The organism is Bradyrhizobium agreste (genome assembly GCF_016031625.1).
GTDB lineage: Bacteria > Pseudomonadota > Alphaproteobacteria > Rhizobiales > Xanthobacteraceae > Bradyrhizobium > Bradyrhizobium agreste.
Map to the genome: position 1 here is coordinate 45,018 of NZ_JACCHP010000022.1, position 25,337 is coordinate 70,354.

General features: G+C 65.6%; 24 protein-coding genes. 14 read left to right on the forward strand and 10 right to left on the reverse strand.

Features of this window, described 5'->3' with window-relative positions; translation table 11 throughout:
• Window positions 1-2 precede the first annotated feature (2 nt).
• From glgX to treY, 3 genes are read left to right on the forward strand one after another with little or no spacing between them, the layout of a single operon-like run.
• Entirely contained in the window at window positions 3-2,081 is a 2,079-nt protein-coding gene (gene glgX / locus HZZ13_RS28360) for a glycogen debranching protein GlgX (protein ID WP_197962821.1), read from the forward strand.
• Window positions 2,078-3,829 (forward strand): malto-oligosyltrehalose trehalohydrolase, encoded by a 1,752-nt coding sequence (treZ, locus tag HZZ13_RS28365; protein WP_197962822.1) that lies wholly within the window; start codon window positions 2,078-2,080, stop codon window positions 3,827-3,829. Before glgX ends, treZ begins: the two co-directional genes overlap by 4 nt.
• Before the next feature lies 1 nt (window position 3,830).
• The gene (gene treY / locus HZZ13_RS28370; RefSeq protein ID WP_197962823.1) at window positions 3,831-6,632 is read left to right on the forward strand and encodes a malto-oligosyltrehalose synthase; all 2,802 of its coding nucleotides are present in this window, start codon (window positions 3,831-3,833) and stop codon (window positions 6,630-6,632) included.
• A gap of 2 nt (window positions 6,633-6,634) precedes the next feature.
• Here the strand turns inward: treY and HZZ13_RS28375 are convergent, their stop codons facing one another.
• On the reverse strand, window positions 6,635-6,952 hold the full coding sequence (locus HZZ13_RS28375) for a polyhydroxyalkanoic acid system family protein (protein ID WP_197962824.1): 318 nt from the start codon (window positions 6,950-6,952) through the stop codon (window positions 6,635-6,637).
• Window positions 6,953-7,132: 180 nt separating this feature from the next.
• On the opposite strand from HZZ13_RS28375, the gene HZZ13_RS28380 reads away from it, so the two are divergent.
• The gene (locus tag HZZ13_RS28380; RefSeq protein WP_197962825.1) at window positions 7,133-7,297 is read left to right on the forward strand and encodes a DUF3309 family protein; all 165 of its coding nucleotides are present in this window, start codon (window positions 7,133-7,135) and stop codon (window positions 7,295-7,297) included.
• Between the two features lie 114 nt (window positions 7,298-7,411).
• Here the strand turns inward: HZZ13_RS28380 and ligD are convergent, their stop codons facing one another.
• Entirely contained in the window at window positions 7,412-10,075 is a 2,664-nt protein-coding gene (ligD, locus tag HZZ13_RS28385; protein ID WP_197962826.1) for a DNA ligase D, read from the reverse strand.
• Between the two features lie 118 nt (window positions 10,076-10,193).
• Here ligD and ku point away from each other — a divergent pair, with 118 nt between their 5' ends.
• Window positions 10,194-11,078, forward strand: coding sequence for a non-homologous end joining protein Ku (ku, locus tag HZZ13_RS28390; RefSeq protein WP_197962827.1), 885 nt, complete (start codon window positions 10,194-10,196; stop codon window positions 11,076-11,078).
• Window positions 11,079-11,206: 128 nt separating this feature from the next.
• Here ku and HZZ13_RS28395 read toward each other — a convergent pair whose 3' ends face one another.
• Window positions 11,207-11,383: a hypothetical protein gene (locus HZZ13_RS28395; protein ID WP_246504576.1), complete on the reverse strand. Its 177-nt coding sequence runs from the start codon at window positions 11,381-11,383 to the stop codon at window positions 11,207-11,209.
• A 36-nt stretch (window positions 11,384-11,419) separates the two neighbouring features.
• On the opposite strand from HZZ13_RS28395, the gene HZZ13_RS28400 reads away from it, so the two are divergent.
• From HZZ13_RS28400 to HZZ13_RS28410, 3 genes are all read left to right on the forward strand, one after another.
• Window positions 11,420-11,671, forward strand: a complete 252-nt coding sequence (locus tag HZZ13_RS28400) for a Clp protease/crotonase-like domain-containing protein (protein WP_246504577.1) — start codon at window positions 11,420-11,422, stop codon at window positions 11,669-11,671.
• A gap of 69 nt (window positions 11,672-11,740) precedes the next feature.
• On the forward strand, window positions 11,741-12,376 hold the full coding sequence (upp, locus tag HZZ13_RS28405) for a uracil phosphoribosyltransferase (protein WP_197962828.1): 636 nt from the start codon (window positions 11,741-11,743) through the stop codon (window positions 12,374-12,376).
• 33 nt (window positions 12,377-12,409) lie between these two features.
• Complete coding sequence (locus tag HZZ13_RS28410; RefSeq protein WP_197962829.1) at window positions 12,410-13,984, forward strand: AMP-binding protein; 1,575 nt, start codon at window positions 12,410-12,412, stop codon at window positions 13,982-13,984.
• Between the two features lie 6 nt (window positions 13,985-13,990).
• Here HZZ13_RS28410 and HZZ13_RS28415 read toward each other — a convergent pair whose 3' ends face one another.
• Window positions 13,991-15,157 carry an acyl-CoA dehydrogenase family protein gene (locus tag HZZ13_RS28415; RefSeq protein WP_060735112.1) on the reverse strand — a complete coding sequence of 389 codons (1,167 nt, stop codon included), beginning with the start codon at window positions 15,155-15,157 and terminating at the stop codon, window positions 13,991-13,993.
• 96 nt (window positions 15,158-15,253) lie between these two features.
• On the opposite strand from HZZ13_RS28415, the gene HZZ13_RS28420 reads away from it, so the two are divergent.
• Together HZZ13_RS28420 and HZZ13_RS28425 are read left to right on the forward strand one after the other, a co-directional pair.
• Window positions 15,254-15,757, forward strand: a complete 504-nt coding sequence (locus tag HZZ13_RS28420; protein ID WP_376707083.1) for a MaoC family dehydratase — start codon at window positions 15,254-15,256, stop codon at window positions 15,755-15,757.
• Window positions 15,757-16,608, forward strand: a complete 852-nt coding sequence (locus HZZ13_RS28425; protein ID WP_197962831.1) for an HpcH/HpaI aldolase/citrate lyase family protein — start codon at window positions 15,757-15,759, stop codon at window positions 16,606-16,608. Before HZZ13_RS28420 ends, HZZ13_RS28425 begins: the two co-directional genes overlap by 1 nt.
• A gap of 49 nt (window positions 16,609-16,657) precedes the next feature.
• Here the strand turns inward: HZZ13_RS28425 and HZZ13_RS28430 are convergent, their stop codons facing one another.
• Window positions 16,658-17,059, reverse strand: a complete 402-nt coding sequence (locus HZZ13_RS28430; RefSeq protein ID WP_197962832.1) for a hypothetical protein — start codon at window positions 17,057-17,059, stop codon at window positions 16,658-16,660.
• 266 nt (window positions 17,060-17,325) lie between these two features.
• Between HZZ13_RS28430 and HZZ13_RS28435 the strand changes: the two genes are divergently transcribed.
• Both HZZ13_RS28435 and HZZ13_RS28440 read left to right on the forward strand, forming a co-directional pair.
• Complete coding sequence (locus HZZ13_RS28435) at window positions 17,326-17,544, forward strand: hypothetical protein (RefSeq protein ID WP_197948408.1); 219 nt, start codon at window positions 17,326-17,328, stop codon at window positions 17,542-17,544.
• Entirely contained in the window at window positions 17,541-17,717 is a 177-nt protein-coding gene (locus HZZ13_RS28440) for a hypothetical protein (RefSeq protein ID WP_197948407.1), read from the forward strand. Before HZZ13_RS28435 ends, HZZ13_RS28440 begins: the two co-directional genes overlap by 4 nt.
• Window positions 17,718-17,899: 182 nt before the next feature.
• Here HZZ13_RS28440 and HZZ13_RS28445 read toward each other — a convergent pair whose 3' ends face one another.
• From HZZ13_RS28445 to HZZ13_RS28460, 4 genes are all read right to left on the reverse strand, one after another.
• Entirely contained in the window at window positions 17,900-19,009 is a 1,110-nt protein-coding gene (locus tag HZZ13_RS28445) for a trypsin-like peptidase domain-containing protein (RefSeq protein WP_376707084.1), read from the reverse strand.
• Window positions 19,010-19,168: 159 nt separating this feature from the next.
• Window positions 19,169-19,504, reverse strand: a complete 336-nt coding sequence (locus HZZ13_RS28450; RefSeq protein WP_197948405.1) for a hypothetical protein — start codon at window positions 19,502-19,504, stop codon at window positions 19,169-19,171.
• 87 nt (window positions 19,505-19,591) lie between these two features.
• Entirely contained in the window at window positions 19,592-20,083 is a 492-nt protein-coding gene (locus HZZ13_RS28455; protein ID WP_197962833.1) for an Hsp20/alpha crystallin family protein, read from the reverse strand.
• A gap of 76 nt (window positions 20,084-20,159) precedes the next feature.
• Window positions 20,160-20,621: an Hsp20 family protein gene (locus HZZ13_RS28460; RefSeq protein WP_197948403.1), complete on the reverse strand. Its 462-nt coding sequence runs from the start codon at window positions 20,619-20,621 to the stop codon at window positions 20,160-20,162.
• 374 nt (window positions 20,622-20,995) lie between these two features.
• On the opposite strand from HZZ13_RS28460, the gene HZZ13_RS28465 reads away from it, so the two are divergent.
• Window positions 20,996-22,489: a glycosyl hydrolase family 79 N-terminal domain-containing protein gene (locus tag HZZ13_RS28465; protein WP_197962834.1), complete on the forward strand. Its 1,494-nt coding sequence runs from the start codon at window positions 20,996-20,998 to the stop codon at window positions 22,487-22,489.
• Here HZZ13_RS28465 and HZZ13_RS28470 read toward each other — a convergent pair.
• Entirely contained in the window at window positions 22,478-23,779 is a 1,302-nt protein-coding gene (locus HZZ13_RS28470; protein ID WP_197962835.1) for an MFS transporter, read from the reverse strand. The genes HZZ13_RS28465 and HZZ13_RS28470 overlap by 12 nt on opposite strands.
• Before the next feature lie 336 nt (window positions 23,780-24,115).
• Between HZZ13_RS28470 and HZZ13_RS28475 the strand changes: the two genes are divergently transcribed.
• Window positions 24,116-25,330 (forward strand): ABC transporter substrate-binding protein, encoded by a 1,215-nt coding sequence (locus HZZ13_RS28475; RefSeq protein WP_197962836.1) that lies wholly within the window; start codon window positions 24,116-24,118, stop codon window positions 25,328-25,330.
• The last annotated feature ends 7 nt before the right edge of the window (window positions 25,331-25,337 follow it).

Sequence of the window (25,337 nt, forward strand, 5' to 3'; positions counted from 1 at the left end):
CGATGCGCCTGACTGCCGGATCGCCTGCACGGCTCGGCGCAAGCTGGGACGGACGCGGCACCAATTTCGCGCTGTTCTCCGCCAATGCGCAGAAGGTCGAGCTCTGCCTGTTCGACGCGCAAGGCCGCCGCGAGCTCGAGCGCATCGAACTGCCCGAGAAGACCGAGGACGTCTGGCACGGCTATCTCAACGACGTCTCGCCGGGCCAGCTCTACGGTTTTCGCGTGCACGGCCCCTACGAGCCCGAGCACGGCCATCGCTTCAATGCCAACAAGCTGCTGCTCGACCCCTATGCCAAGCGGCTCGCCGGGCGCCTGGTCTGGAGCGATGCGCATTTCGCCTATCGCACCGGAAGCCCGCGCGAGGACCTATCCTTCGATCGGCGCGACAATGCGCGCGGCATGCCCAAAGCCGTGGTCGTCGACGAGACCTTCAACTGGGGCCGCCGCGAAATCCGGCCCAATATCTCCTGGGAAGACACCATCATCTATGAGGCCCACGTCAAGGGCCTTACCCAGAAGCGCGAGGACGTGCCGCCGAATCTGCGCGGCACCTATGGCGGCCTGTCCTCGCCCGCGATGATCGAGCATCTCAAGAAGCTCGGCGTCACCACGGTCGAGCTGTTGCCGATCCACAGCTTCGTCGACGACCGCATCCTGGTGGAGAAGAAGCTCGCCAATTACTGGGGCTACAACACGCTGTCCTTCTTCGCGCCGGAACCGCGTTACGCCCAGGACAACGCGCTCGATTCGTTCCGCACCACGGTGGCGCGGCTGCACGATGCCGGCATCGAGGTGATGCTCGACGTCGTCTACAACCACACCGCCGAGGGCAATCATCTCGGTCCGACGCTGTGCTATCGCGGCATCGACAACGCCTCCTATTACTGGCTCAACCGCGAGAACCCCCGCTATTACGACGACTTCACCGGCTGCGGCTCCTCGGTGAACCTCACCCATCCGCGCGTGCTGCAGATGGTGATGGATTCCCTGCGCTACTGGGTCGAGGTCTGCCACGTCGACGGCTTCCGCTTCGATCTCGCCACCACGCTGGCGCGCGGGCCGAACGGCTTCGATCGCGGCAGCTCGTTCCTGACCGCGGTGCGGCAGGATCCGGTGCTGGCAACCGTCAAGCTCGTCGCCGAGCCGTGGGACCTCGGCCTCGGCGGTTACCAGGTCGGCGCCTTCCCTTCGCAATGGTCGGAATGGAACGACCGCTATCGCAGCGCCATGCGCCGCTATTGGAGCGGCGAAGGCAGCCTGATCGGCGACATCTCGAGCCGCATGACCGCGTCGTCCGATCTGTTCAATCACGACGGACGGCGGCCGCGCGCCAGCATCAACCACATCACCGTCCACGACGGCTTCACGCTCGCCGACCTCTTCAGCTACAACGAGAAGCACAACGAGGCCAACGGCGAGGACAATCGCGACGGCTCCAACGACAATCACAGCAACAATTGCGGTGTCGAGGGTCCGACCGACGATCCGAGCATCATCAGCCTGCGCCGCCAGCTGCGCAAGAACGTGCTGGCCTGCCTGATGCTGGCGCAGGGCGTTCCGCTGATCCTCGCCGGCGACGAGGTCGGCAACTCGCAATCCGGCAACAACAACGCCTATTGCCAGGACAACGAGGTCGGCTGGGTCGGCTGGGACAATCTCGGCAAGGACGGCGACGACATGATCGACTTCGTCGCCCATCTCGCCGACATCCGCCGCCGTTTCTCGCAGCTGCGCAGCCATCGCTGGCTCGACGGCCGGCCCAAGGACGGCGTCTCCTACGGCGCGCTATGGCTGACGCCTGAAGGCAACGAGATGACGGAGAGCGACTGGACATTCCCGGATGGGCGATTTCTCTCCTATGTGATGGGCCCGATGGAACCGGGTGGGGCCGCGATCTTTATCGTACTGAACGCCGCTCCCGAAGAGATCGCATTCAAATTGCCCAAAATGACCGAATACAAAAGCTGGCAGCAGATCCTGAACACGACCGATGCCAAGCTGAATACGATCGACTTCCTGCCCGGGAGCGACAGCAAGGCGCCGCCGCGTTCCGTGCTCGCCTTCGCAGGCGCGCTATGAGGCCATCCTTCGGGGCGAAGCCGACCAAGGACGGCGTGTCGTTCCGGCTGTGGGCGCCGGGCGCGCGGCGCGTCGATCTGCTGCTCGACCGCAGGCACGCGATGCAGCGCCGGCAGGGCGGCTGGTACGTCGCCGAGATTGCCGGCCTCACCGCCGGCAGCAAATACAAGTTCAGGATCGACGACGACATCGACGTGCCGGATCCCGCTTCGGCCTTCCAGCCCGACGACGTGTTCGGCCCGAGCGAAGTGATCGATCACGATGCCTTCGTCTGGCGCGCGCGCGATTGGCGCGGCCGTCCCTGGGAAGAGACGGTGCTGATCGAAACCCACGTCGGCACCTTCACTTCCGAGGGCACCTACCGCGCCATGATCGACAAGCTCGATCATCTCGCCGCGACCGGCATCACTGCGCTGGAATTGATGCCGCTCGCCGATTTCGCAGGACGTCGCGGCTGGGGCTATGACGGCGTGCTGTGGTATGCACCGGACAGCGCCTATGGCCGGCCCGAAGACCTGAAGACGCTGATCGACGAGGCGCATCTGCGCGGGCTGATGGTGTTCCTCGACGTCGTCTACAATCATTTCGGCCCGGAAGGAAACTACCTCGGCCGCTACGCGCCGACCTTCTTCACCGATGCGCACACGCCGTGGGGCAGTGCGATCGATTATCGCGTGCCGCAGGTGCGAGCTTTCGCGGTCGAGAACGCGCTGTGCTGGCTCGGCGACTACCGCGTCGACGGGCTCAGGCTGGACGCCGCCAATCACATCATGGCGATCTCCGGCGAGCAGTCCATGCTGCAGGACCTCAGCGTCGCCGCCGGCGAGTTCGCCAAGGCCACGGGACGCCACATCCATCTCGTGCTGGAAAACGGCGACAACCGCGCCAGCCTGCTCGATGCCGCGCAGGAGCCGCCGAACGGCAAATATCGCGGGCAGTGGAACGACGATTATCATCACGTCTGGCACGTGATGCTGACCGGCGAACATTCCGGTTACTATGGCGACTACCAGACACCGCGCATGGATCTGGCGCGCGCGCTCGCCTCCGGCTTCGTCTATCAGGGCGAGATCTCGGAATTCTGGGGCAAGAAGCCGCGCGGCGAGCCGAGCGGGCAACTGCCGCCGGCGACCTTCGTCAATTTCCTGCAGAACCACGACCAGATCGGCAATCGCCCGCTGGGCGAGCGGCTGGAAAGTCTGGCATCGCCAAAGCAGATTGAGGCCGCGCTGGCGGTCACCCTGCTCGCGCCGATGGTGCCGATGCTGTTTCAGGGCGAGGAATGGGGCTCGACGGTCCCCTTCCCGTTCTTCTGCGATTTCCAGGGCGGACTCGCCGACGCCGTGCGCAACGGCCGGAAGCGGGAATATGCCTGGGCTTACGAGAAATACGGGGACGAGGTGCCCGATCCGCTCGATCCGGCAACGCTGGAATCGGCCGTGCTCGACTGGACCGGCCGCACGCCGCAACAGGATGCGCGGCTCGCGCTGGTGCGGGAGTTGCTCGGCGTCCGTCGCAAGCAGATCGTGCCGCGGCTGAAGGGCGCAAGCTTCGGTGATGCCGAGGCGGCCGACAACGGCCTCCTCACCGCACATTGGCGCATGGGCGACGGCACGACGTTGCGCCTTGTCGCCAATCTGTCGGATCACGAGATCACCTCCAGCGTCAGCGCGGGCACGCCGATCTGGGCCGGCGGAGCCGGCGAGCGGCTCGCGCCCTGGTCGGTGGCCTGGCGCCTCGGAGGTTAGAATGCCTCCCGCCGTTCCGCTCGCGACCTACCGGCTCCAGCTCACCGCGGATTTCGACTTCGACAAGGCCGCCGCGGTCGTTCCTTATCTCAAGGCGCTGGGCATCACGCATCTCTACGCCTCGCCGGTGATGAAGGCCCGCAAAGGCTCGACGCATGGCTACGACACGGTCGATCACGGCCAGTTCAATCCCGAGCTCGGCGGCGAGGCCGGCTTTACCCGGCTGAGCGATGCGCTCCAGCAGCACGATCTCGGGCTCATCATCGATTTCGTCCCCAACCATGTCGGCGTGCATTTTGCCGACAATCCCTGGTGGCTCGACGTGCTGGAATGGGGCCAAGCCTCGCCGCACGCCGCCTCCTTCGACATCGACTGGGACCAGCTGGCCTACCGCGCCCGCGGCGGCGTGCTGCTGCCGATCCTCGGCTCGTCCTACGGCGAGGCGCTGGAGCGCGGCGACATCGAGCTGCGATACGACGGGGACGAAGGAAGCTTCGCGGCGTGGTATTTCGAGCACCGCCTGCCCATCGTGCCGGAGCGCTATGGCGAGGTGCTGCGGATGGTCGTCAAGGAAGCGGACGCGGCGGAAACGGAGCCCGGCAAGCGCCTGCTGTCGCTCGCGACCCGCTACACGGGGTTGCGGCGCCCCAATCGCAAGGAAGCTCCCGGCTTCAAGGCCGAGCTCAAGGAGATCGCAGGCGCCGCCGACATCATCAATCGCGGCCTGGCTGCCTATCGCGCCGGCAAGGACCGCCCGGCACAGACGCTGACGCTGCATCATCTCCTGGAGCGCCAGCACTACAAGCTCGGGCACTGGCGACTTGCTTCCAGCGACATCAATTATCGCCGCTTCTTCGACGTCAACGGCCTCGCCGGCCTGCGCGTCGAGGACGCGAGCACATTTGCCGCCACGCACCGGCTGGTGAAGCAGCTCATCGCCGACGGCAAATTGCAGGGCATCCGGCTCGATCACATCGACGGCCTGCGCGACCCTGCCCAATATTGCCAGCGGCTGCGCCGGCTGGTGCGCGACGCCCAAAGCAACACCGCCCAAGGCAACACCAAGCCGTTCTATACCGTGATCGAAAAAATTCTGTGCGAGCACGAGCGCCTGCCGCATTTCGCAGGCGTGCAGGGCACCACCGGCTACGAGTGGATGAACGTCATCACCCACGTGCTGATCGAGCCCAAGGGGCTGGAGGCACTGGACGAGACCTGGCGGCAGATCAGCAACCGGCCGCCGCGGCTTGTGCCTTACGTCAAGGACGCCAAGCGGCGCGTGCTGGAGACGTTGCTCACCAGCGAGTTCACCGTGCTGACGCGCCTGCTTGCGCGCATCGCCAACGGCCATTATTCGACGCGCGACTTCTCGGCCGACAGCCTGCGGCAGGCGCTCGAGCTCTATGTGCTGCATTTTCCGGTCTATCGCACCTACCTGACACACAGCGGCCCGACTGCATCGGACCGCAAGCTGATCGACGACACCATCGCGCGCGCCCGCCGCGACTGGTTCGCCGCCGACGAAGGCATCTTCGACTTCCTGCGCGATGCCCTGACCATGGATCTGCTCAAGCCCGGCCGTCCGCCGCACAGCGCCCCGCGCGTGCGCCGCTTCGCGCTGAAGGTGCAGCAATTCACCGGCCCGATGATGGCGAAGTCGCTGGAGGATACCGCGTTCTATCAATTCCACCGGCTGCTGGCGCTGAACGAGGTCGGCGGCGACCCCGCCAGCACCGGCCTCACCATTCCCGCCTTCCACCAGGCCATGCAGGCCCGCGCCAGGGAATGGCCGCAAGGCATGACGGCAACCGCCACCCACGACACCAAGCGCGGGGAGGACGCGCGCACGCGCATCGCGGCGCTCAGCGAGATTCCCGGAGAATGGACCAGCGCGGTGGCACGCTGGAAAGTGCTGAATGCACCGCATCTCACGCTCCACGGCAATTTCCGCGCGCCGTCGGCAACGTTCGAATACATGCTCTACCAGACCCTGCTCGGCGTCTGGCCGATTGAGGCGCCGGCCGATGCCGCCTTCGTCGAGCGCATCCAGGCCTATGCCCTCAAGGCCGCGCGCGAAGGCAAGGAGGAGACGAGCTGGCTCAACCCGCATGAATCCTATGAGAACGGCATCCACGACTTCATCGCGAAGATCCTCGACCCGGATCGGTCCGCGGAATTCCTTCAGGCGTTGCAGACGCTGGCGCGACGCGTCGCGCTGCTCGGCACGTTGAACTCGCTGAGCCAGCTCACGCTCAAGGCGACGCTGCCGGGCGTGCCGGACTTCTATCAAGGCACCGAATTCTGGGACCTGTCGCTGGTCGATCCCGACAACCGCCGCCCGGTCGACTTCGCCGCGCGCCGCGCGGCGCTGACATTATTGGAAGCGCCGGACTGGAGCGGCCTGATCGAGAGCTGGCCGGACGGCAAGCTCAAGCTGGCCTGGACCCGTCATCTGCTCGAGCTGCGCAACGAGCTGCCCGACGTCTTCGCGCAGGGCGATTACCAGCCGCTGGAGGTACGGGGCGCCCATGCCGACCACATCATCGCCTTTGCGCGTCGTCATGGCCGCGCAGCCGCGATCGTCGTGGTCGGGCGCCATTTCGCGCCGTTCACCCAAGCCGGCCGGGAATGGCCTGCACTGGAAGCTATTGACGCCACCGTCGACATCACGGGCTACACCATGCCGGGCCTTGCGGGCAACGACTTGCCGCCCGCGCAGGCCTTCCGCGACTGTCCTGCCTCGGTCATCGCGGCCCGAACCGCGAATGCCGTCAGGGCGCCGCGCCAACGCGTGCGCGCCTGAAGTTACTTGCCCCCGTCCTTGGTCAGCAGCAATTGGCCGCGCTTCCTGATCGTGGCCTGCGCCATCTCGGCAAAGCGCTGCAACAGCCAGGGCAGCACCACCTCGACCCGGACCTGATCGTCGCCGACATAGACCTGCCCGGTCGCAACCTGGCCAAGCGCGCGGATGCGGAAGGCCAGAGTGTCGCCGCTCCAGCGTTCCTCCTCGACCTGGATCACGGGAATGCTCGCCGCGGCGCGGCCGAGCCCCGTCTTGAGCCGGCGCGCCGCCTCCTCGCGGCCAAGACGATGCGGGATTGAAACGACGAGCGGCGCTGACATGGTCCGGCCCCGTGGTTGGCTGTTCCTCACATAATCATGCCAGCGAAACGGATAAAGGTTCCATACGGATGGGCCCTGTGACGTCCGCCCGTGCCGGAACTAACAAACCTGCGGCAAGTTGCCCCCGCACACGGGACAGGTGCAAACGACCCTTTCAGGAAAGGGCTGGAGGAGATTCGCATGTCAATCGGCACGATCATTCTGATCATCTTGATCATCGCCCTGCTCGGCGGCTTCAGCGGCATCGGCGGCGGGCCGTTCTACGGCACCGGCTATTACGGCGGCGGCGGCCTCGGGCTCCTCATCGTCATTCTGCTGATCCTGCTGCTGATGGGTAGGATCTAGTCAGGCGGTCAATCCGGGGCGCGCGTGAGTGCGAACCCGGAATCTCGCGCCGCATAACCTCTGGATTCCGGGCCTGCGCTATCGCGCAGCCCGGAATGACGTTTTGGCAAGTGCCTACTTCACCTTCCCCGCCAGCTTCTTCATCGCCGCCTTGATCGATGCGGCGGCATCGTCGTAACCCTCCCACGCCTTCGATCGCGCCAGCAGGGCCGGCACGGTGCGCAGCGTATAGCGCTTGGGATCGAGATCGCTCTTCACCTGCGCCCAGGTCAGCGGCATCGACACTGTGGCCCCGGCGCGCGCCCGCGGCGACAGCGGGGCCACCGCCGTCGACATGCGGTCGTTGCGCAGATAATCCAGGAAGATCTTTCCCCTGCGCAGCTTCTTCGACATGTTGAGCAGATAGCGTTCGGGATCGTCGTCGGCCATCCACTGGCAGACGCCTTGCGCAAAGGCCTTGGCCTCCTTCCAGCTCACCTTGTCGCGCGCGCCATGGAGCAGCGGCACCACGACATGAAGGCCCTTGCCGCCCGTGGTCTTGCAGAAGCCGTCCATGCCGATATCAGCGAGCCGCTGCCGCATCTCCTTGGCCGCCTCGACGACATCGGCGAATTCCACGTCGGGCGCGGGATCGAGATCGAACACCAGCCGGCCCGGTGTGTCATAGGCATAGGGCGCGCAATTCCAGGGATGCAGCTCGACGCCGCCGATCTGCGCCACCGCGGCGAGCCCTTCGATCCGGTCGATTTGAAGATAGGGCTTGCGGTCGCCGGAGACCCGGGCGAGCTCAAGAAGGTTCGACGTTCCCTGCATCGCATGGCGCTGGAAGAAGCACTCGCCCTTGATGCCGTCGGGCGCGCGGATCAGCGAGCACGGCCGGCCCTTGAGATGCACGATCATCCATTCGCCGACGGCTTCGAGGTAGCGGGCAAGGTCCAGCTTGGTGACAACGCCACCATCACCGTCATCGGGCCAGAGCTCCTTGTCCGGCTTGGAGATGACGACACCCATGACCTCGGCATTTTGAGCGGCCTGCTTCGATCGCCCGCCCGCCTTCGTGCGCGCCGCCTTGGTCCGGGGCTCGGCGAGCTCGGTGTCGACGGGCGTCTCGGCCTCGACCTCCTCGGCCGGCTTGTCCTGCCGCAAGCCCTTGAACGCCGCCTGGCGAATATTGCCGTCGGTGGTGAAGCCCGCGAACTCGATCTCGGCGACGAGCTCCGGCTTCAGCCAGTGCACGTCCCGCGTCTTCTTCGGCGCATTCTTGCCGCCGAACGGGCTTTGCTTGGCCTCGATCGCCTTCAGCGCAGGCATGATGCGCTTGACCTTGTCTGCGCCAAAGCCGGTGCCGACCATGCCGACGAAGGCAAGGTGATCGCCGCGCTGCACGCCTGCCATCAGCGAGCGGAATTTGCCGTTGGTGGTCTTGTAGCCGCCGATCACCACCTCGTGGCCGGCGCGGCATTTCGACTTGACCCAGCTCTCGGTGCGGCCCGAACGATACGGCGCGTTCAGCTTCTTCGACACCACACCTTCGAGCTCGAGCTTGCAGGCCGATTGCAGCACGGCATCGCCGCCGCTCTCGAAATGCTCGACATAGCGGATCTGGGCCGATTTCCGCTTGCGCTGGTCCAGCAGCTCCTTCAGCCGGGCCTTGCGTTCGCTGAGCGGCAGGCGGCGGTAATCCTTGTTCTCGGCGAACAGCAGATCGAAGGCGAAGAAGATCAGGTCGTCTGTCTTGCCATCGGACAGCGCCGCTTGCAGCGAGGAGAAGTTCGGCGCGCCGTTATGGTCCAGCGCGACGATCTCGCCGTCGATCATCAGGTCCGGCAGCGCGGCGGCTTCCTCGGCGATGGAGGCGAACTTGCTCGTCCAGTCGAGACCCTTGCGCGTCTTCAGCGTCGCCTCGCCGTCCTCGACCCGGAGCTGGACGCGATAGCCATCGAACTTGATCTCGTGGCACCAGCCTTCATCCGCCGGCGGCCGCTCGACCAGCGTGCAGAGCTGCGGCGCGACGAAATCCGGCATCTCCGACACCGTCTTGGCGTTCGTCGCGGTCTTTTTCGCCGCCTTGCCGGCTTTCAACGCGGTGCGCGGCGCCGGCTTCACCGTGCGCCCTTTCGTCTCCTCGGCGCGATTGGACTGCCAGACTGCGTCGGCCTTGCCCTTCGTGCCTTTGGCCAGCATGAACGGCTTCGGCGCGCGGCCCTTGCCCGCGGCGATCTGCTCCATCGTGCGGCCCGAGGCGACCGACTTGTCCTGCTCGAGAATGTCGTTGTCCGCGCCTTCGCGAGCATCTTCGTCGCGATGCTTGATCAGGAGCCAGTTGGTCCGCTTCTCGCCGCCGCGGTTGCGCATCCGGACCAGGACCCAGCTTCCCTGCAGCTTGTCGCCATGGAGCGTGAACTTCAGGTCGCCCTTCTTGAAGCCGGCTTCCGGATCGTCCGATTCCCAGGTGCCGCGATCCCACAGCATCACGGTGCCGCCGCCGTACTGGCCTTCGGGGATCGTGCCTTCGAAATCGCCATAATCGAGCGGATGGTCCTCGACCTCGACCGCCAGCCGCTTGTCATGGGGATCGAGCGAAGGCCCCTTCGTCACCGCCCAGGACTTGAACACGCCGTCGAATTCGAGCCTGAGATCGTAGTGCAACCGGGTCGCATCATGCTTCTGGATCACGAAGCGCCGCTGCTTCGATGGCGCCACGGCGGTCCTGCCCGATGGCTCCGGCGTCTTCTCGAAGTCCCGCTTCTGTCGGTAGGTGGAGAGTTTCTGCAGCACGACCGGTCCCGCTTCTCGTTCGGCACTTGAAGCCTATCACGGCGAAAGTCCCGCCCGGAACCAAAACCCCATGGGACGGTTGGGGTTCCAAAACGCCTTGAAAACGCTGGAGAATGGAATGGCCCCGCGCGCCTATTGGAAGGGAACGTTGAAGCTGTCGCTGGTCAGTTGCCCGGTCGTGCTTTATCCGGCGACCACCGCAGCCGAGAAGACGCGGTTTCACCTGATCAACCGCGAGACCGGGAACCGGCTCAAGCAGCAGATGATCGATTCGGAGACCGGTGACGTCGTCGAGAGCGACCAGAAGGGCCGCGGCTACGAGCTGCGCAAGGGCAAGTATGTCGAGATCGAGCCGGAGGAGCTCGAGGCGGTCCAGATCGAGAGCAACCATACCATCGACATCGAGAGCTTCGTGCCGCGCGATGAGATCGATCAGCGCTATCTCAACCATCCCTATTACATCGCCCCCGACGGCAAGGCGGCGGTCGATGCGTTCGCGGTGATCCGCGACGCCATGAAGGACGAGGAGCGCGTCGCGCTTGCCAAGATCGTACTGACCAACCGCGAGCACGTCATGGCGATCGAGCCGCTCGGCAAGGGCCTGCTCGGCACCACGCTGCGCTTCCCTTACGAGCTGCGCGAGGAGGACCAGTTCTTCGATGACATCAAGAGCCCGAAGATTACCAAGGACATGGTCGAGCTCGCCGGCCACATCCTGCAAACCAAGGCGGCGCATTTCGACCCCAGCAAGTTCAAGGACGAATACGAGGACGCGTTGAAGGCCCTGGTGAAGCGCAAGGCGAGCGGCAAGAAGATCGAGCTGCCGGAGCCCGAGGAGCGACCGAGCAACGTCATCAGCCTGATGGACGCACTGAAGCAGAGCCTGAAGGGACGCGGCGGGAAGAAGACGGCGGCGAAGTCCCACGCACGACGCGCGACCGGGCGGCACCGCGCGACGAGGAAAACACATCGGTCAACGGCACGGCACAGGAAGGCAGGTTAGGTTTTCTCCTCCATTGCGAGCGAAGCGATGCAATCCAGAATCTTTCGGAAGAGGGACTCTGGACTTCGTCTCTGTGCTCGAAATGACGCGGATACAGGCTCAGAGTCAGCTCCTCACCTCCGCCTCGATCAGTCGCGCCAGCTCCGATGCGGTAACCTCGATCGGGCGGCCGCTGCGGCCAGCCCCTCCGCCCGCGGCCTGGCAAACCCGTCGGCGACCAGCTTGTCACGCAGGATCGACAGCCGCGCCGCATAGGCCTTGCGGCCGGCCTCCGACACGGCCCGCTCGCGCGCAGCCGGCTGCATCCGGCCTGGCTCAGCCGGACCGCCACGCTGGGCGAGATGTGCGAGCCCGAAGAGGCGCAGGCAGCCGGCTTTCTCGACCACGTGGTTGCGCCGGAGATGGTCGACACCACGATCGAGACGATCATCACCGGCCTGCGCGCCATCCACAAGCCGTCGCATGCCATTGCAAAGCGGCGCCTGCGCCAGGGTGCCATGGACGCCATGCGAGCAGCGATCGATCGCGAGCTGACCATGGCTGCCTACGAGGCAAGCAACCGAACGCGCAGCGCGGTCGCGATGCCCGGTTGAGGCCGGCTATCCCGCGGAAAAGGCCTGGCTCATCTGGCGCAGTTTCACGGAACCGTGTAGAGCGGTTTCATGAGCACCAGCAACGTCAACGTCGTCGCCCACCCCCTGGTCCAGCACAAGCTCTCCCTGATGCGGGAGAAGGATCGCTCGACCAAGAGCTTTCGCGAGATCCTGAACGAGATCGGGATGCTGCTCTGCTACGAGGTGACGCGCGATCTGCCGCTGGAGCTGGTCGAGATCGAGACGCCGATCGCGCCGATGCGGGCGCCCAAGATCGCCGGCAAGAAGCTCACGCTGGCGCCGATCCTGCGCGCCGGCGTCGGCTTCCTCGACGGCATGCTCGCCTTGATGCCTTCCGCGCGCATCGCCCATATCGGGCTCTACCGCGACCCCGAGACGCTGCAGGCCGTGGAATATTACTTCAAGGCGCCGCAAGACCTGTCCGACCGCACCGTGATCCTGATGGATCCGATGCTGGCGACCGGCAACTCGGCCTGCGCCGGCGCCTCGCTGCTCAAGGCGCGCGGCGCCCGCGATATCCGCTTCGTCTGCCTCCTGGCCGCGCCCGAAGGCATCGCCCAGTTCCAGAGCGAGCATTCCGACGTGCCGATCTGGACCGCCGCGATCGACGAGCGGCTCAACGACCACGGCTATATCGTGCCTGGACTGGGCGACGCCGGCGACCGGATGTTCGGCACCAAGTAGACAGGCTTGCGCGACCGGGTTAGTCCGATAGCCATGAGCGCCAACGACGTTTCGCTGCAATCGCTGCTCCGGATTAAGAACGCCGCCGATCCTGTCCTGGTATTTGACGGCAAGGCCGTCTCTCGCGCGGAATTCTCGGCGAAGATCGAGCAGACCGCCGCCTGGCTCGCGGCGCAAGGCATCGGCAAGGGCGACGTCGTCGCGGTCTGGCTGGTCAACCGGGTCGAATGGCTCGCACTGCTGTTCGCCGCCGCACGGCTCGGCACGGTCGTCGCCGCCGTCAATACGCGCTACCGCAGCGCGGAAGTCGCGCACCTGCTCAAACTATCAGGCGCCAAGCTCATGGTGGTCGAGGCGGCATTCCGCGGGATCGACTTTGCCGCCATCCTCGCCGATGTCGCCGAGGCCGAGGTGCCCGCGCTGCAACGGCTTGCCGTGGTCGGCGCCGATGCGATCGCCGCGCGTTGGCCCTGCGTGCGGTTCGATGCGTTCGAGACGCCCTACCCCCTGGCTCCGCCGATTCCAGATGACGTCGACCTGCCCGTGCTGCTATACACCACGTCGGGCACCACCAAGGGGCCGAAGCTGGTCGCGCATTCGCAAGCGACGCGGGCGACGCACGCCGCCTCCGTCGCCCACGCGCTCCGACTCGATCCCCGGCGTCATTCCCTGCTGGCGATGCTGCCGTTCTGCGGCACGTTCGGCATGACGAGCCTGCTCGGCTTCCTCGCGGCCGGTGCGACCATTCATGTGCTCGATGCCTTCGAGGCTGCGCCGGCGCTGCAGATCCTCAGCACGCAACGGATCACGCATTGCTTCGGTTCGGACGAGATGTTCCGGCGCATCCTCGGCCTCACCGATGCGCCGCGGCCGTTTCCGCATCTCGAACTCTGCGGCTTCGCCGCGTTCCAGCCCGGCTGGCGCGAGCTGGCGGCGGAGGCCGAAGCGCGCGGCATGAAGCTGTATGGCCTCTACGGTTCGAGCGAGGTGCAGGCGCTGTTCTCGATCGGCCGCGCTAGCGATGCCTTCGCCGATCGGATCGAGGGCGGCGGCTGGCCGATGTCGCCGGAGGCGAAAGTCCGCGTGCGCGACCTCGAGACGGGCGAGCTCGCCGGAAGCCTCGTCTCCGGCGAGATCGAGATCAGCGCACCCTCGCGCTTCCTCGGCTATTTCAACAACCCGGAGGCGACGCGCGAGGCGATCACCGCCGACGGGTTCTTCCGCACCGGCGACATCGGCCGGCTGCGCGGCGACGGCTCCTTCGTCTACGAGACCCGCGCCGGCGATGCGATGCGCCTCGGCGGCTTCCTGGTCGCACCCGGGGAGATCGAGGACGAACTCAAATCCTGCGCCGGCGTCGCCGATGCCCAGGTCGTTGCAGTCGATCTCAAGGGCCAGGCGCGCTGCGTCGCCTTCGTGATCCCGGCAGGCGAGCCACCGCGACAGGAGACGCTGATCGCGCGTCTGCGCGAGCGGCTTGCCGGTTACAAGGTGCCGGCGCGGATCTATGTCGTGGACGCCTTTCCCGTCACCGACAGCGCCAACGGCGTGAAGATCCAGCGCGCCAGGCTTCGCGTCATGGCGATGGAGCGGATCGCCGGCGAATAGACCCGTTCAGTACGACTTCGCAAGCCCCAGCACCTTTTCCGCGATGAAGCTGAGCGCAAGCTGCGGGCTGACCGGCGCGATGCGCGGGATCAGCACCTCGCGCAAATAGCGCTCGACGTGGAATTCCTTGGCGTAGCCGAAGCCGCCATGGGTCATCACCGCCTGCTCGCAGGCCGAGAAGCCCGCTTCCCCCGCCAGATATTTTGCGGCATTGGCGGCCGCGCCGCAGGGCATGCCCTTGTCGTATTGCCAGGCCGCCGACATCACCATCAGCCAGGCCGCCTCGAGCTCGACCCAGTTCACCGCGAGCGGATGCTGGATGCCCTGGTTCTTGCCGATCGGGCGGTTGAACACGACGCGCGTCTTGGCGTATTCGGTCGCGCGCGACAGCGCGAGCTTGCCGAGGCCGACCGCCTCGGCCGCGATCAGAATGCGCTCCGGATTCATGCCTTCGAGGATGTACTCGAAGCCTTTGCCTTCCTCGCCGATGCGATCCTCCATCGGGATCTCGAAGTCCTCGAAGAACAGCTCGTTGGAATCGACGATCTTGCGGCCCATCTTCTCGATCTCGTGGACCTTGATCCTGTTGCGGTCGAAATCGGTGTAGAACAGGCTGAGACCGTGGGTGGGCGAGCGCACCTCTTCCAGCGGCGTGGTACGCGCCAGCAGCAAAATCTTGTGCGCGACCTGCGCGGTCGAGATCCACACCTTCTGGCCATTGACGATGTAGCGGTCGTTCTTGGCGACCGCACGGGTCTTGAGCTGGGTGGTGTTGAGGCCGGTGTTTGGCTCGGTGACGGCGAAGCACGCCTTCTCGCGGCCCTCGACCATCGGCGGCAGCATGCGCCTGCGCTGCTCCTCGGTGCCGAACACGACGACGGGGTTCAGCCCGAACACGTTGATGTGCACCGCCGAGGCACCGGACATGCCGGCGCCCGACTCGGCGATGGTGCGCATCATGATCGCAGCTTCCGTGATGCCGAGCCCAGAGCCGCCATACTCTTCCGGCACGCAGATGCCGAGCCAGCCGGCATCCGCCAGCGCCTTGTGGAAGTCGTGCGGGAAGCCGCCGTCGTGGTCCTTCTTCAGCCAATAGGCGTCGGGAAAGCCTTCGCAGATCTTGGCGATGGCGTCGCGAATGGCTTCCTGCTGATCGGTGAGCGCGAAATCCATGGTCTTGATCTCCCTTCGCCAAGCGTTCTTTAGCTCGAAAAATTGCATGCAGATACGTGAATTTGCCCGCGAAGTGTGCCTACCATGCATGGGGTCATGCGGCGCGATGTGCGAAGCGCGCCGTTATTTCGCAGGGAGGAAACCGCGATGGCCGGACTTTATTTCGAGGACTTTTCCGTGGGCCAGGAGTTCAGGCATCCGCTGACCCGGACAGTCACGGAGATGGACAACACCATGTTCAGCCTGCTGACGCTCAATCCGCAGCCGCTGCACATCGACGCGCATTTCGCCGAGAAGACCGAGTTCGGCCAGCGCATTTTCAACAGCCTTTACACCCTCGGCATCATGATCGGCATGACGGTCTATGATACGACCTTGGGCACCACCGTCGCCAATCTCGGCATGACCGACGTCACCTTTCCAAGGCCGGTCTTCCATGGCGACACGTTGCGGGCCACGACGAAGGTGCTCTCGGTGCGGGAATCCAGATCGCGGCCCAGGGCTGGCATCGTCGAGTTCGAGCATCATGCCCTGAACCAGAACGACGAGATCGTCGGCAAATGCCGCCGCATGGCGATGATGCACAAGAGGCCGGTCTGATGCGTTCGATGTTGTTCGTGCCGGGCGATTCCCCGCGCAAATTCGAGAAGGCGAGCGAAGGCAGGGCCGACGCGCTGATCATCGATCTCGAGGATTCCATCGTCACCGAGAAGAAGGCGGAGGCGCGCGGGCACACGCTCTCGATGCTGAAGAGCCGCCCCGGCCCGCATCAGCTCTATGTCCGCGTCAATGCGCTCGACACCGGCCTGACGCTGGCCGATCTCGCCGCGGTGATGCCGGGCAGGCCTGACGGCATCGTGCTGCCGAAATCGCAAGGCGGCGACGACGTGCGGCAGGTCGCGACCTGGCTCGAGGCCTTGGAAGCCGCAGCCGGCATCGCGATCAGTTCGACCCGCATCGTCTGCGTCGCGACGGAGACCGCCGGCTCGATTTTCGGGCTCGGCAGCTACAAGGGCTGCTCGCCTCGCCTCGCCGGGCTCATGTGGGGCGCGGAGGATCTCTCCGCCTCGCTCGGCGCCACCGAGAAGGCGAGCGGCGGCGTATTCCACAGCCCCTATCGGCTGGCGCGCGATCTCTGCCTGATGGCGGCGGCTGCGGCGGAGGTCGCGCCGATCGATACGGTTTACACCGACATCGACAATCTCGCCGGCCTCGAGCAGGAGACGCGCGCGGCGCGGCGCGACGGCTTTTCGGCCAAGGCCCTGATCCACCCAAAGCATGTCGACATCGTCAACGCGGCCTTCGCGCCGACGGAGGCCGAGCGCGCCTGGGCGGAGAAGGTGATCGCGGCGTTCGCGAGCAATCCCAATTCCGGCACACTGCGGCTCGACGGCCAGATGATCGACAAGCCGCACCTTCGCGCGGCGAAGAAGATTCTCGGCCAGACCTAGGGCGGGACGCAAGACGCTTCGGGCCGGCTGCCGCCCGAAGCTGCCGGCTTCAGTCGAATGCCTGAACGGGTGGTGCCGGGGATTGCGCCGGCGCGGCAGGCGCGGCCTGAACCGGCGGAGCCTGGATCGGCGGGGCCGGATTGCCGGCAGCTCTCATCTGGCCGTTGGCAGCCATCGCCTCGCGCGTGCGCGACGGGCTGCCGGTCGCGGCGGCGCGACGCGGCGGCGGCTGCCGGTGCCTTGCCGACTGCGAGCCTCTCAGGCCCCAGGAACGGGCGATCGAGGGTCCGGCCGTGTAGCCGATCAAGGCTCCGGCGACCGCGCCGACCGGGCCCAGCACCACCGCACCCGAGACCGCGCCGAGCGCAGCATCGCCCGCGCGCTCTTGCGCGAGCGCGCTCGCGGGTACGCAGGCCAACATTACGACAGCAGTGATCAGTGCCTTGGTCATCGGAGCGCCTCCCTCGCGAAGGATCACTCCTGCTCAAATATGGCCACACGAGGTTCGCTTGCCGGCCAACAGAAGGCAATCGCTGACGGAACCCGACCATCCGGACAGTCCGATCGGCCGATCATCGATCTTCAGGGCCAGCAAAAAGGACCGGCGCGCCGACATCTTGACACCGTTCAACCTCTGCCTATTTTTTTTCGCCGAGAAGAGACCTTCTCGTCCTCGCACAACCAAAGGATCTAACGCGACCGTCTGGAGAGACGACGATGCTCGATGAGAATCTGGCCCGCATCCGTGCGCACCGCAACAACATCCACCGCTATCGGCGCCTGCTGAAGACCAGGTTATCGCAGCTGGAGCGCCAATTCATCGAGAGACGACTTGCGGAAGAGCGATCGGCGCTCGATGACTTGGCCGCCACGACCTTTCCCGTCGGCTTCCGCGCCGCCGAAACGCCGGCTGGCGCAATGGGGATGGCGCAATGAACAGCCAGCGCGACCTGCTCATCCGCGGCAGCGAGAAGGTCATCGGCCATTACGAGCTGCTTCTTGCCAGCGCCAAGAGCGAGCATGAGCGCGAGCTCTATCGCCAGCGCATCGAACGCGAGCGGCGGCTGATCCGGGACCTGCAGGGCGGATGGGATCACCGCGCGGCCTGAGCTGGGAGATCACGCGTCGCGTGCCCTCAGGGCAATCGCATTTGAATTTTGCAGAGGTCGTCATGCCCGGGCTCGTCCCGGGCATCCACGTTCTTTGTGCTGCGTGGAAAGGCGTGGATGGCCGGGACAAGCCCGGCCATGACGCTGTGGAGACAGCTTCCGCGGTTCGTCCCGCATTCGTTTCAGCGGACGAGGCGATTGGGGCCTGCGAGCGCGCTGCTCGGTTCGGTTGCGGGCGCCACTCTCACCGTGGCGGTGAACGGCGCACCGTTGCGCAGCAGCGTGAGCTTCACGTCCTCGCCGATCCGCGCCAGTCCGATCGTGTTGCGGAGCTGGGCGGCCGTGCGGATCGGGCGGTCATCGGCACCGGTGACGATGTCACCCTTGCGCAGGCCCGCCCTCTCTGCGGGCGAATCCGCCGCGATCTCGGCGATGACGGCGCCCTGATTCAATCCCTTGTTGACCGTGGGATGCAGGTCCTTCAGCGAAATGCCGATGCGGCCGCGCTCGACGCGGCCGCTCACGATGATCTGCTCCATCACCTTGCGCGCCATGTTGACCGGAATGGCAAAGCCGATGCCGACGTTGCCCCCCGCCGGCGAGATGATCGCCGAGTTGATGCCGACGAGCTCGCCGCGCAGGCTGACCAGCGCGCCGCCGGAATTGCCGGGATTGATCGCCGCGTCGGTCTGGATGAAATCCTCATAGCCCTGCTTGCCGAGGCCGGTGCGACCCAGCGCGCTGACGAGCCCTGAGGTCACGGTCTGGCCGAGGCCGAAGGGATTGCCGATCGCGAGCACGAAGTCGCCGACATCGAGCCCGTCGCTGTCGCCGAAGGGAAGCGCCTTGAGCCCGACCGGGTTCTGGACCTGGAGCAACGCGACGTCCGTTGGCGGATCGCGGCCGATGACCTTGGCCGAAAACTGCCGGCCGTCCTTGGTCGTGATCTGAACGGCGGAGGTGCCCTCGACCACGTGATTGTTGGTCAGCACATAGCCGCGCTGGGCGTCGACGATGACACCGGAGCCGGTCGCATTGACCTCCTTCTCGATCTGCCGGGGAACGTCGAAGAATTCGCGAAACAGCGGATCGCGATAGAGCGGGTTGTCCTCACGCACGCGGCCGTGCACGGAGATGTTGACCACGGCCGGCGTCACCTGGCGCACCAGCGGCGCCAGGGTCGGCACCGGGCCGCCGGTCTTCAGATCCGGAATCTGGCCGGCGGCAGGCTGCGATGCCGTGAGCGTCATCATCAGCAAGGCCAGGAACAAGAGACGCACAGCATTCATCATCGTCACCCTGCCGCGTTGTGTTGTGGGGATCGTCGAAATCGTGGCTTCAGCCTTCGTCGCCTGACGCGACGATCATGCCCTGCAGGGCCAGAAACGGGACCGCCCAGGCTGCCGCGGCCTGGCCGAGCAGCACGAGGGCGAGTACGGCGGGCGTGAACATCATGCCGCCTGCCCTTCTGCGGCGGCCCATGGCCGCCGCAACCGCATCGGCACGCCGCCGCCCCGCGGCGGGTCGTCATTGTCGTTGTCGGCGTCGAGCTTGCGCAAGGCGGCGAGAATGTCGGCGAGCCGGACGGTGTGGCTCATGCCGGGAATCTCGCGCAAGGCGGGACAGGATTCGACCGCGTACATGTCCGATGCCCAGGACGACAGGATGACGCGCTTCTCGGGCGACGAGAGCTCCTCGGCATTCAGGACGTCGGCAGGCGAGTCGTAGTGGGCGGCAGGATGAAACAGCGGATTGAGCGTGCCGGAACTGGTATTCACGTTGGTCATCGGTGGGTCTCCCACATGCTCCTTTCCAGGGGGACGGCTCGTTGACGATGAGACGGCGGCGCCACATCGCCGCCGCCCCGTTTGACGTTAATGCGTATTGATCGCGATGCGCTTGACGCCTTCGCGCGCCTTCTCCGATTTCGGCAGCGACACGGTCAGGACGCCGTTCGTGAACGACGCCTCGGCCTTGTCCTCCTCGACACCCTCCAGCGGAATCTGCCGCTCGAAGGCTCCGTAATAGCGCTCGGTGAAGAACCTGCCTTCGCCGCTGCGCTCTGCCTTCTTCTCGCCGCGGACGGTGAGGACGCCATTGGCGATCTCGACCTGGACGTCCTGCTCCGTCAGGCCGGGAAGTTCGGCCGAGACGGTCAGCGTCTTGTCGGTCTCGCTGAGCTCGACCTTCGGCCAGCCGAAACGACCCTCCATCAGCGGCGACAGGCCGGTCCCGCCGAAGCCGCGGAAGACATCGTCGAACAGACGGTTCATCTCGCGGTGAAGCGTCAGGAACGGATCGAAATTGTCGCGCGCCGGCGCAAGCTCCTGGTTTTTCGACCAGGGAATGAGATCACGAAAAGCCATGGGACTCTCCTTCATGCATCGGGAGCGCGGCCCGCGCATCCGCGCGCCGCGTTCCGCCACCTTTTCGATCGAGCGCTCAGGCTGCCTTCTTCTGCTCGATCTGCGATGCCGCAGGAGCGCCGCCCGTGATCGCAATGCGGCGCGGCTTCATGGCTTCCGGAACCTCGCGGACGAGGTCGATGATCAGGAGCCCGTCCTGGAACGAGGCCTGCTTCACCTGGACATAGTCGGCGAGGTTGAACACGCGCCGGAACGGACGCGCGGCGATGCCCTGGTACAGATATTCGCGCGCGGCAGTCTCGGGCTTCTTGCCCTCGATGGTGAGCGCGTTCTGCTCGGCCGTCACGGTGATGTCGTTGACACCGAAGCCTGCCACCGCAAGACTGATCCGGTAGTGGTCTTCGCCGGAGCGCTCGATGTTATAGGGGGGATAATTGTCCTCGGTCGCCTGGCGCAGCGTGCTGTCGACGAGGTCGGCCAGATGGTCGAAGCCGATGGTGGATCGCCACAGGGGCGCGAAGTCAAAACTGGTCCTCATAACCAAGTCCTCCAAAGAGCAAGATGGATACGAAGGAGCGCAAGGCGGGATTCAGACGAGTCCGAAAAGACCTGCCCGGCGCCCGTGCCGGACCCGATTGGCATCCGGCACACCGCTCTCGCGGCGAAAAACGACTTAGAAGACCGGAAACCGGTTTCAAGAGGGCCAACGAAAATTTTTTTTGCCCCATCGATGGTCCGCCGGGCCCGGAAGCTCTCGGCGGCAAGGCAAGGTAAAATAAGGGTAAAATCGGCGGTCGAAACAAGGCCAGAGTGCGTCGGCGCGTCTGGCCCCGGGCAACGCGCATGACGAACCAGGCGGCAGCACACCGCAGACCACGGTCCCGACCGCGGCAGGCTGGTCGCGCGGCCGGCGTGATTGCCCTGCTCGCCGCCGCAATGGCCTTTGCGGCGCAGGCCGAGGACATCGCCATCTCGCCCGCCGGATTGAAGCCGATCGGAACGATCGACGCGCGCTTTCAGTCCTACAACATCGAGATGGTGGAGGTGACTGGCGGACGGTTCTGGAGGCCATATCCGCGAACGACACGCGCCTTCGACCAGCGGGATCGTTACAGCGCGCGACCGCCGATCGATCTTGCCAATGCGCGACTGCGCCGGCTCGCCGCGGCGTTGTCGCCGGCCTATCTGCGCGTGAGCGGCACCTGGGCCAATGCGACGTTCTTTTCCGAGGCGCCGGGAAAGCCGCCGCCGGGATTCAATTCGGTGCTCAGCCGAGCGCAATGGCGCGGCGTGGTGGAGTTCGCGCGTGCGGTCGATGCGGAGATCGTCACCTCCTTTGCGATCAGTCCCGGCAACCGCGATGCCCACGGCATCTGGAAGCCGGATCAGGCGCAGCAGCTGGTCGAGGCGACGCGCGCACTGGGTGGCCGTCTCGCCGCCGCCGAATTCATGAACGAGCCGACGCTCGCAGCGACGAACGGCGCACCGGCGGGCTATGACGCGGCCGCCTATGGCCGCGACTTCAAGGTCTTCCGCGATTGGATGCGGCGCGCCGCACCGGAGACGCTGATCCTCGGCCCGGGCTCGGCCGGCGATGCACCATCGCCGTCCGGCGCGGGGCTCACCACACGGGACCTGCTTGCCGCATCCGGTCCTGGCGTCGATCGGTTCTCCTATCACCATTACAACACGATCTCGCCGCGCTGCGGCGGGCACGACGATCCGGCGCAGGCTCTTTCCGAGCAATGGCTCGGCCGTACCGATACGACACTTGGGACCTACCGGGCGCTGCGCGACGCATTCGAGCCGGGCAAGCCGATCTGGCTGACCGAGACGGCCGATGCGGCCTGCGGCGGCGGCTTATGGGACCGGACTTTGCTGGACACATTCCGCTATCTCGACCAGCTCGGACGCCTGGCGAAGGCCGGCGTCCAGGTGGTAATGCACAACACGCTGGCCGCCAGCGATTACGGCCTGCTCGAGGAAACCACGTTCAGGCCGCGGCCAAGCTATTGGGCCGCGCTGCTCTGGCGCCGGCTGATGGGAACGATCGTGCTCGACATGGGCAAGGCTGCACCGCGCGATCTCCATCTCTATGCGCATTGCCATCCGGCCAAACCAGGCGCGGTGTCGCTGCTCGCGATCAACACGTCATACAGCAGGTCGCGCACGCTATCGCTGCCGGATTCCGCCGAGCGGTACACACTGCACGCGGCGCGGCTGCAGGGCACGATTGTGCAGTTGAACGGCAAGACGCTCGCGCTGACCGACGATGGCCGGCTGCCGCCGCTCCAGGCACGCGCTGCACCACAGGGCGCGATTCGGCTCGCGCCGACGACGATCAACTTCCTGGTGCTTCCGAACGCTGCAAATCCGGCTTGCCTGTCCCGGCGCTCAGGATCTTAGCGAGTCCCGCGCCGTCTCCGGCGCCATAAGCGTCGCGATGATCGTGACGATCGACAGCGCGACGATGTAGACCGACACCGCCCAATAGGAGCCGGCCCAGGCGAGCAGCGCGGCCGCAATCAGCGGCGAGAAGCCGCCGCTGAGCGCCGCCGCGACGTTGGCGCCGAGCGAAGCTCCGCTGTAGCGCACCTGGGTGCGAAACAGCTCCGGCATGAACGCGGCCTTCGGCCCGAACAGCAGCGCATGGGTGAGCGTCATCGTGACGACGAGCGCGAGCGTGATCAGCGCCGGCTCCCTGGTGTCGAGGAACCAGAACAGCGGAAACGCCAGCGCCACCGAGAACACGCCACCGGCCAGATACAGCGCCTTGCGTCCGAACATATCGGACAGCCAGCCGGCCAGCGGCAGCGTCGCGAACTCGACGATCGCGGCATAGACCACCGCATCCAGGATCACCTGCCGCGGCAGGCCGAGCTTGGTCGTCGCGTAGACCACCGTGAACACGGTAAGGAGATAAGCGAGCCCGACCTCCGACACCGTGATGCCGATCGCCAGCAGAAAGCTGCGCCAGTCGCGGCGCAGCACTTCGAGGGCCGGCTGTGCCAGCACCTCCTTGCGCTCGACGATCTCCTTGAAGTGAGGCGTCTCCGCGAGCTTGAGCCGCACGATGAAGCCGACACCGACCAGCAGAATGCTGATCAGGAACGGCACGCGCCAGCCCCAGCTGAGGAAGTCCGCCTCGGGCAGCTTCGTCATCAGGCCGAAGATGCCGGTGGAGGCGGCGACGCCGAGGGGAAAGCCGACCTGGACCAGGCTGCCGTAGAAGCCGCGGCGGTTGCCGGCGTGCTCGATCACCATCACGACCGCGCCGCTCCACTCGCCCCCGAGCCCGATGCCCTGAACGAAACGAAGGATCACGAGCAGGATCGGCGCCCAGACGCCGATCTGATCGTAGGTCGGCAGGCACCCGATCAAGAAGGTGCCGAGCCCCATCGCAATCATGGTCGCAACCAGCATGGTCTTGCGGCCGAGCCGGTCGCCGTAATGCCCGATGATGGCGCCGCCGATCGGCCGCGCGACGAAGCCGACCGCATAGGTCGAGAATGCCGCGAGCGTGCCGACGAAGGGATCGAAGCTCGGGAAGAACAGCTTGTTGAAGACGAGCGCCGCCGCCGTGCCGTAGATCAGGAAATCGTACCACTCGATCGCGGTGCCGAGCGCACTCGCCCACACCACATGCGCCGTCGTCGATCTCTCCGCCGCCGCGGAGACCCCCATTGCTGTCGTCATGTCACGCCCCAACGATTCCAGTAGGCATCATGGCCAAACGTTGTGACGGTTGCAATCTGTGGGAGTTGTTGGCTCTCGTGCCCCGGACGCTGCGCAGCACGAAGTGATGCGCTGCAGAGCCGGGGCCCATCTTTCCTCAAGCAGTCCGTGCGGCATGGGTCCCGGCTCTGCGCGGCAGCGCAAGAGCGCTGCAGCGCGTCCGGGACACGAGACCTTGGGTGCCGCAACGGCAGATCCCGCCTAGCTGCTATTCGCTATTGACAAACTCATCTGTTAATATCTAACTACCACAAACAATCCTGCCGCGCCAAGCGGCGAATAAGAGAGGAAACGGCAATGAGAGGGCTCTTGGCCTGCACCATGCTCGCGGCCATGACTTCGGCTGCCATGACCACTGCGGCGACCGCGCAAGTGTCCGACGACGTGGTGCGGATCGGCGTGCTGACGGACCTGTCGAGCTGGGGCCGCGACAATTCTGGGCCGGGCTCGGTCGAGGCCGCCAAGATGGCCGTGGAGGAATTCGGGCCGACCGTGCTCGGCAAGCCGATCGAGATCATCAGCGCCGACCATCAGATGAAGACCGACGTCGGCGTGCAGATCGTCCGCGGCTGGTTCGACAACGGCAAGGTCGACGCCGTCGTCGACATCCCCAATTCCGGCATCGCGATCGCCGTGCACAACATGGTGCGCGAGCGCGGCAAGATCGCCCTGCTCTCCGGTCCCGGCGCGAGCTCGCTGACCGACGAGCTTTGCAGCCCGAACACCGTGCATTTCACCTACGACACTTATGCGCTGTCGAAGGTGACGGCCTCCGCCGTGATCCGGGAAGGCGGCAAGTCCTGGTACTTCATCACGGCCGACTACGCCTTCGGCCAGCAGCTCGAGAAGGACGCCACGCGCTTCATCAACGAGATGGGCGGCAAGGTGCTCGGCGGCGTCAAGCATCCGACCAACACCGCCGATTTCTCCTCCTTCGCGCTGCAGGCGCAGAGCTCGAAATCCGACGTGGTCGCCTTCGCCAATGCCGGCCAGGACACCGACAACGCCATCAAGCAATCCGGCGAATTTGGCCTGGTCCAGGGCGGCCAGAAGCTGGTCGGCCTGTTGATGTTCGACACCGACGTGCACGCCATCGGCCTGAAGGCCGCGCAGGGCACCTATATGACCACGGCGTCCTACTGGGCCATGGATGAGGCCACCCGCGCCTGGTCGAAGAAGTTCTACGAGCGCACCAAGGTGATGCCGACCATGATCCAGACCGGCGTCTACGGCTCGGTGCTGCATTATCTCAAGGCGATCAAGGCGGCCGGCACCGACGATTCCGCCAAGGTGATGGCCAAGATGCGCGAGCTGCCGATCGAGGATATCTTCGTCCACGGCGGCAAGTTGCGCGAGGACGGCCGTGTCATCCGCGACATGTATCTCGCCAAGGTGAAAAAGCCCGAGCAGTCCAAGGAGCCGTGGGATTATCTGGACATCGTCAAGACCGTGAAGGGCGAAGATGCCTTCCGCCCGGTCTCCGAATCCAAATGTCCGCTCCTGAAGAAGTGAGGTGAGA

Bases quoted from the DNA above. Each gene is read 5' to 3' on its own strand.
- glgX (WP_197962821.1), top strand. From the start codon at position 3: ATGCGCCTGACTGCCGGATCGCCTGCACGGCTCGGCGCAAGCTGGGAC.
- treZ (WP_197962822.1), top strand. From the start codon at position 2,078: ATGAGGCCATCCTTCGGGGCGAAGCCGACCAAGGACGGCGTGTCGTTC.
- treY (WP_197962823.1), top strand. From the start codon at position 3,831: ATGCCTCCCGCCGTTCCGCTCGCGACCTACCGGCTCCAGCTCACCGCG.
- HZZ13_RS28375 (WP_197962824.1), bottom strand. From the start codon at position 6,952: ATGTCAGCGCCGCTCGTCGTTTCAATCCCGCATCGTCTTGGCCGCGAG.
- HZZ13_RS28380 (WP_197962825.1), top strand. From the start codon at position 7,133: ATGTCAATCGGCACGATCATTCTGATCATCTTGATCATCGCCCTGCTC.
- ku (WP_197962827.1), top strand. From the start codon at position 10,194: ATGGCCCCGCGCGCCTATTGGAAGGGAACGTTGAAGCTGTCGCTGGTC.
- HZZ13_RS28395 (WP_246504576.1), bottom strand. From the start codon at position 11,383: ATGCAGCCGGCTGCGCGCGAGCGGGCCGTGTCGGAGGCCGGCCGCAAG.
- HZZ13_RS28400 (WP_246504577.1), top strand. From the start codon at position 11,420: ATGTGCGAGCCCGAAGAGGCGCAGGCAGCCGGCTTTCTCGACCACGTG.
- upp (WP_197962828.1), top strand. From the start codon at position 11,741: ATGAGCACCAGCAACGTCAACGTCGTCGCCCACCCCCTGGTCCAGCAC.
- HZZ13_RS28410 (WP_197962829.1), top strand. From the start codon at position 12,410: ATGAGCGCCAACGACGTTTCGCTGCAATCGCTGCTCCGGATTAAGAAC.
- HZZ13_RS28415 (WP_060735112.1), bottom strand. From the start codon at position 15,157: ATGGATTTCGCGCTCACCGATCAGCAGGAAGCCATTCGCGACGCCATC.
- HZZ13_RS28420 (WP_376707083.1), top strand. From the start codon at position 15,254: ATGCGGCGCGATGTGCGAAGCGCGCCGTTATTTCGCAGGGAGGAAACC.
- HZZ13_RS28425 (WP_197962831.1), top strand. From the start codon at position 15,757: ATGCGTTCGATGTTGTTCGTGCCGGGCGATTCCCCGCGCAAATTCGAG.
- HZZ13_RS28430 (WP_197962832.1), bottom strand. From the start codon at position 17,059: ATGACCAAGGCACTGATCACTGCTGTCGTAATGTTGGCCTGCGTACCC.
- HZZ13_RS28435 (WP_197948408.1), top strand. From the start codon at position 17,326: ATGCTCGATGAGAATCTGGCCCGCATCCGTGCGCACCGCAACAACATC.
- HZZ13_RS28440 (WP_197948407.1), top strand. From the start codon at position 17,541: ATGAACAGCCAGCGCGACCTGCTCATCCGCGGCAGCGAGAAGGTCATC.
- HZZ13_RS28445 (WP_376707084.1), bottom strand. From the start codon at position 19,009: ATGATGAATGCTGTGCGTCTCTTGTTCCTGGCCTTGCTGATGATGACG.
- HZZ13_RS28450 (WP_197948405.1), bottom strand. From the start codon at position 19,504: ATGACCAACGTGAATACCAGTTCCGGCACGCTCAATCCGCTGTTTCAT.
- HZZ13_RS28455 (WP_197962833.1), bottom strand. From the start codon at position 20,083: ATGGCTTTTCGTGATCTCATTCCCTGGTCGAAAAACCAGGAGCTTGCG.
- HZZ13_RS28460 (WP_197948403.1), bottom strand. From the start codon at position 20,621: ATGAGGACCAGTTTTGACTTCGCGCCCCTGTGGCGATCCACCATCGGC.
- HZZ13_RS28470 (WP_197962835.1), bottom strand. From the start codon at position 23,779: ATGACGACAGCAATGGGGGTCTCCGCGGCGGCGGAGAGATCGACGACG.
- HZZ13_RS28475 (WP_197962836.1), top strand. From the start codon at position 24,116: ATGAGAGGGCTCTTGGCCTGCACCATGCTCGCGGCCATGACTTCGGCT.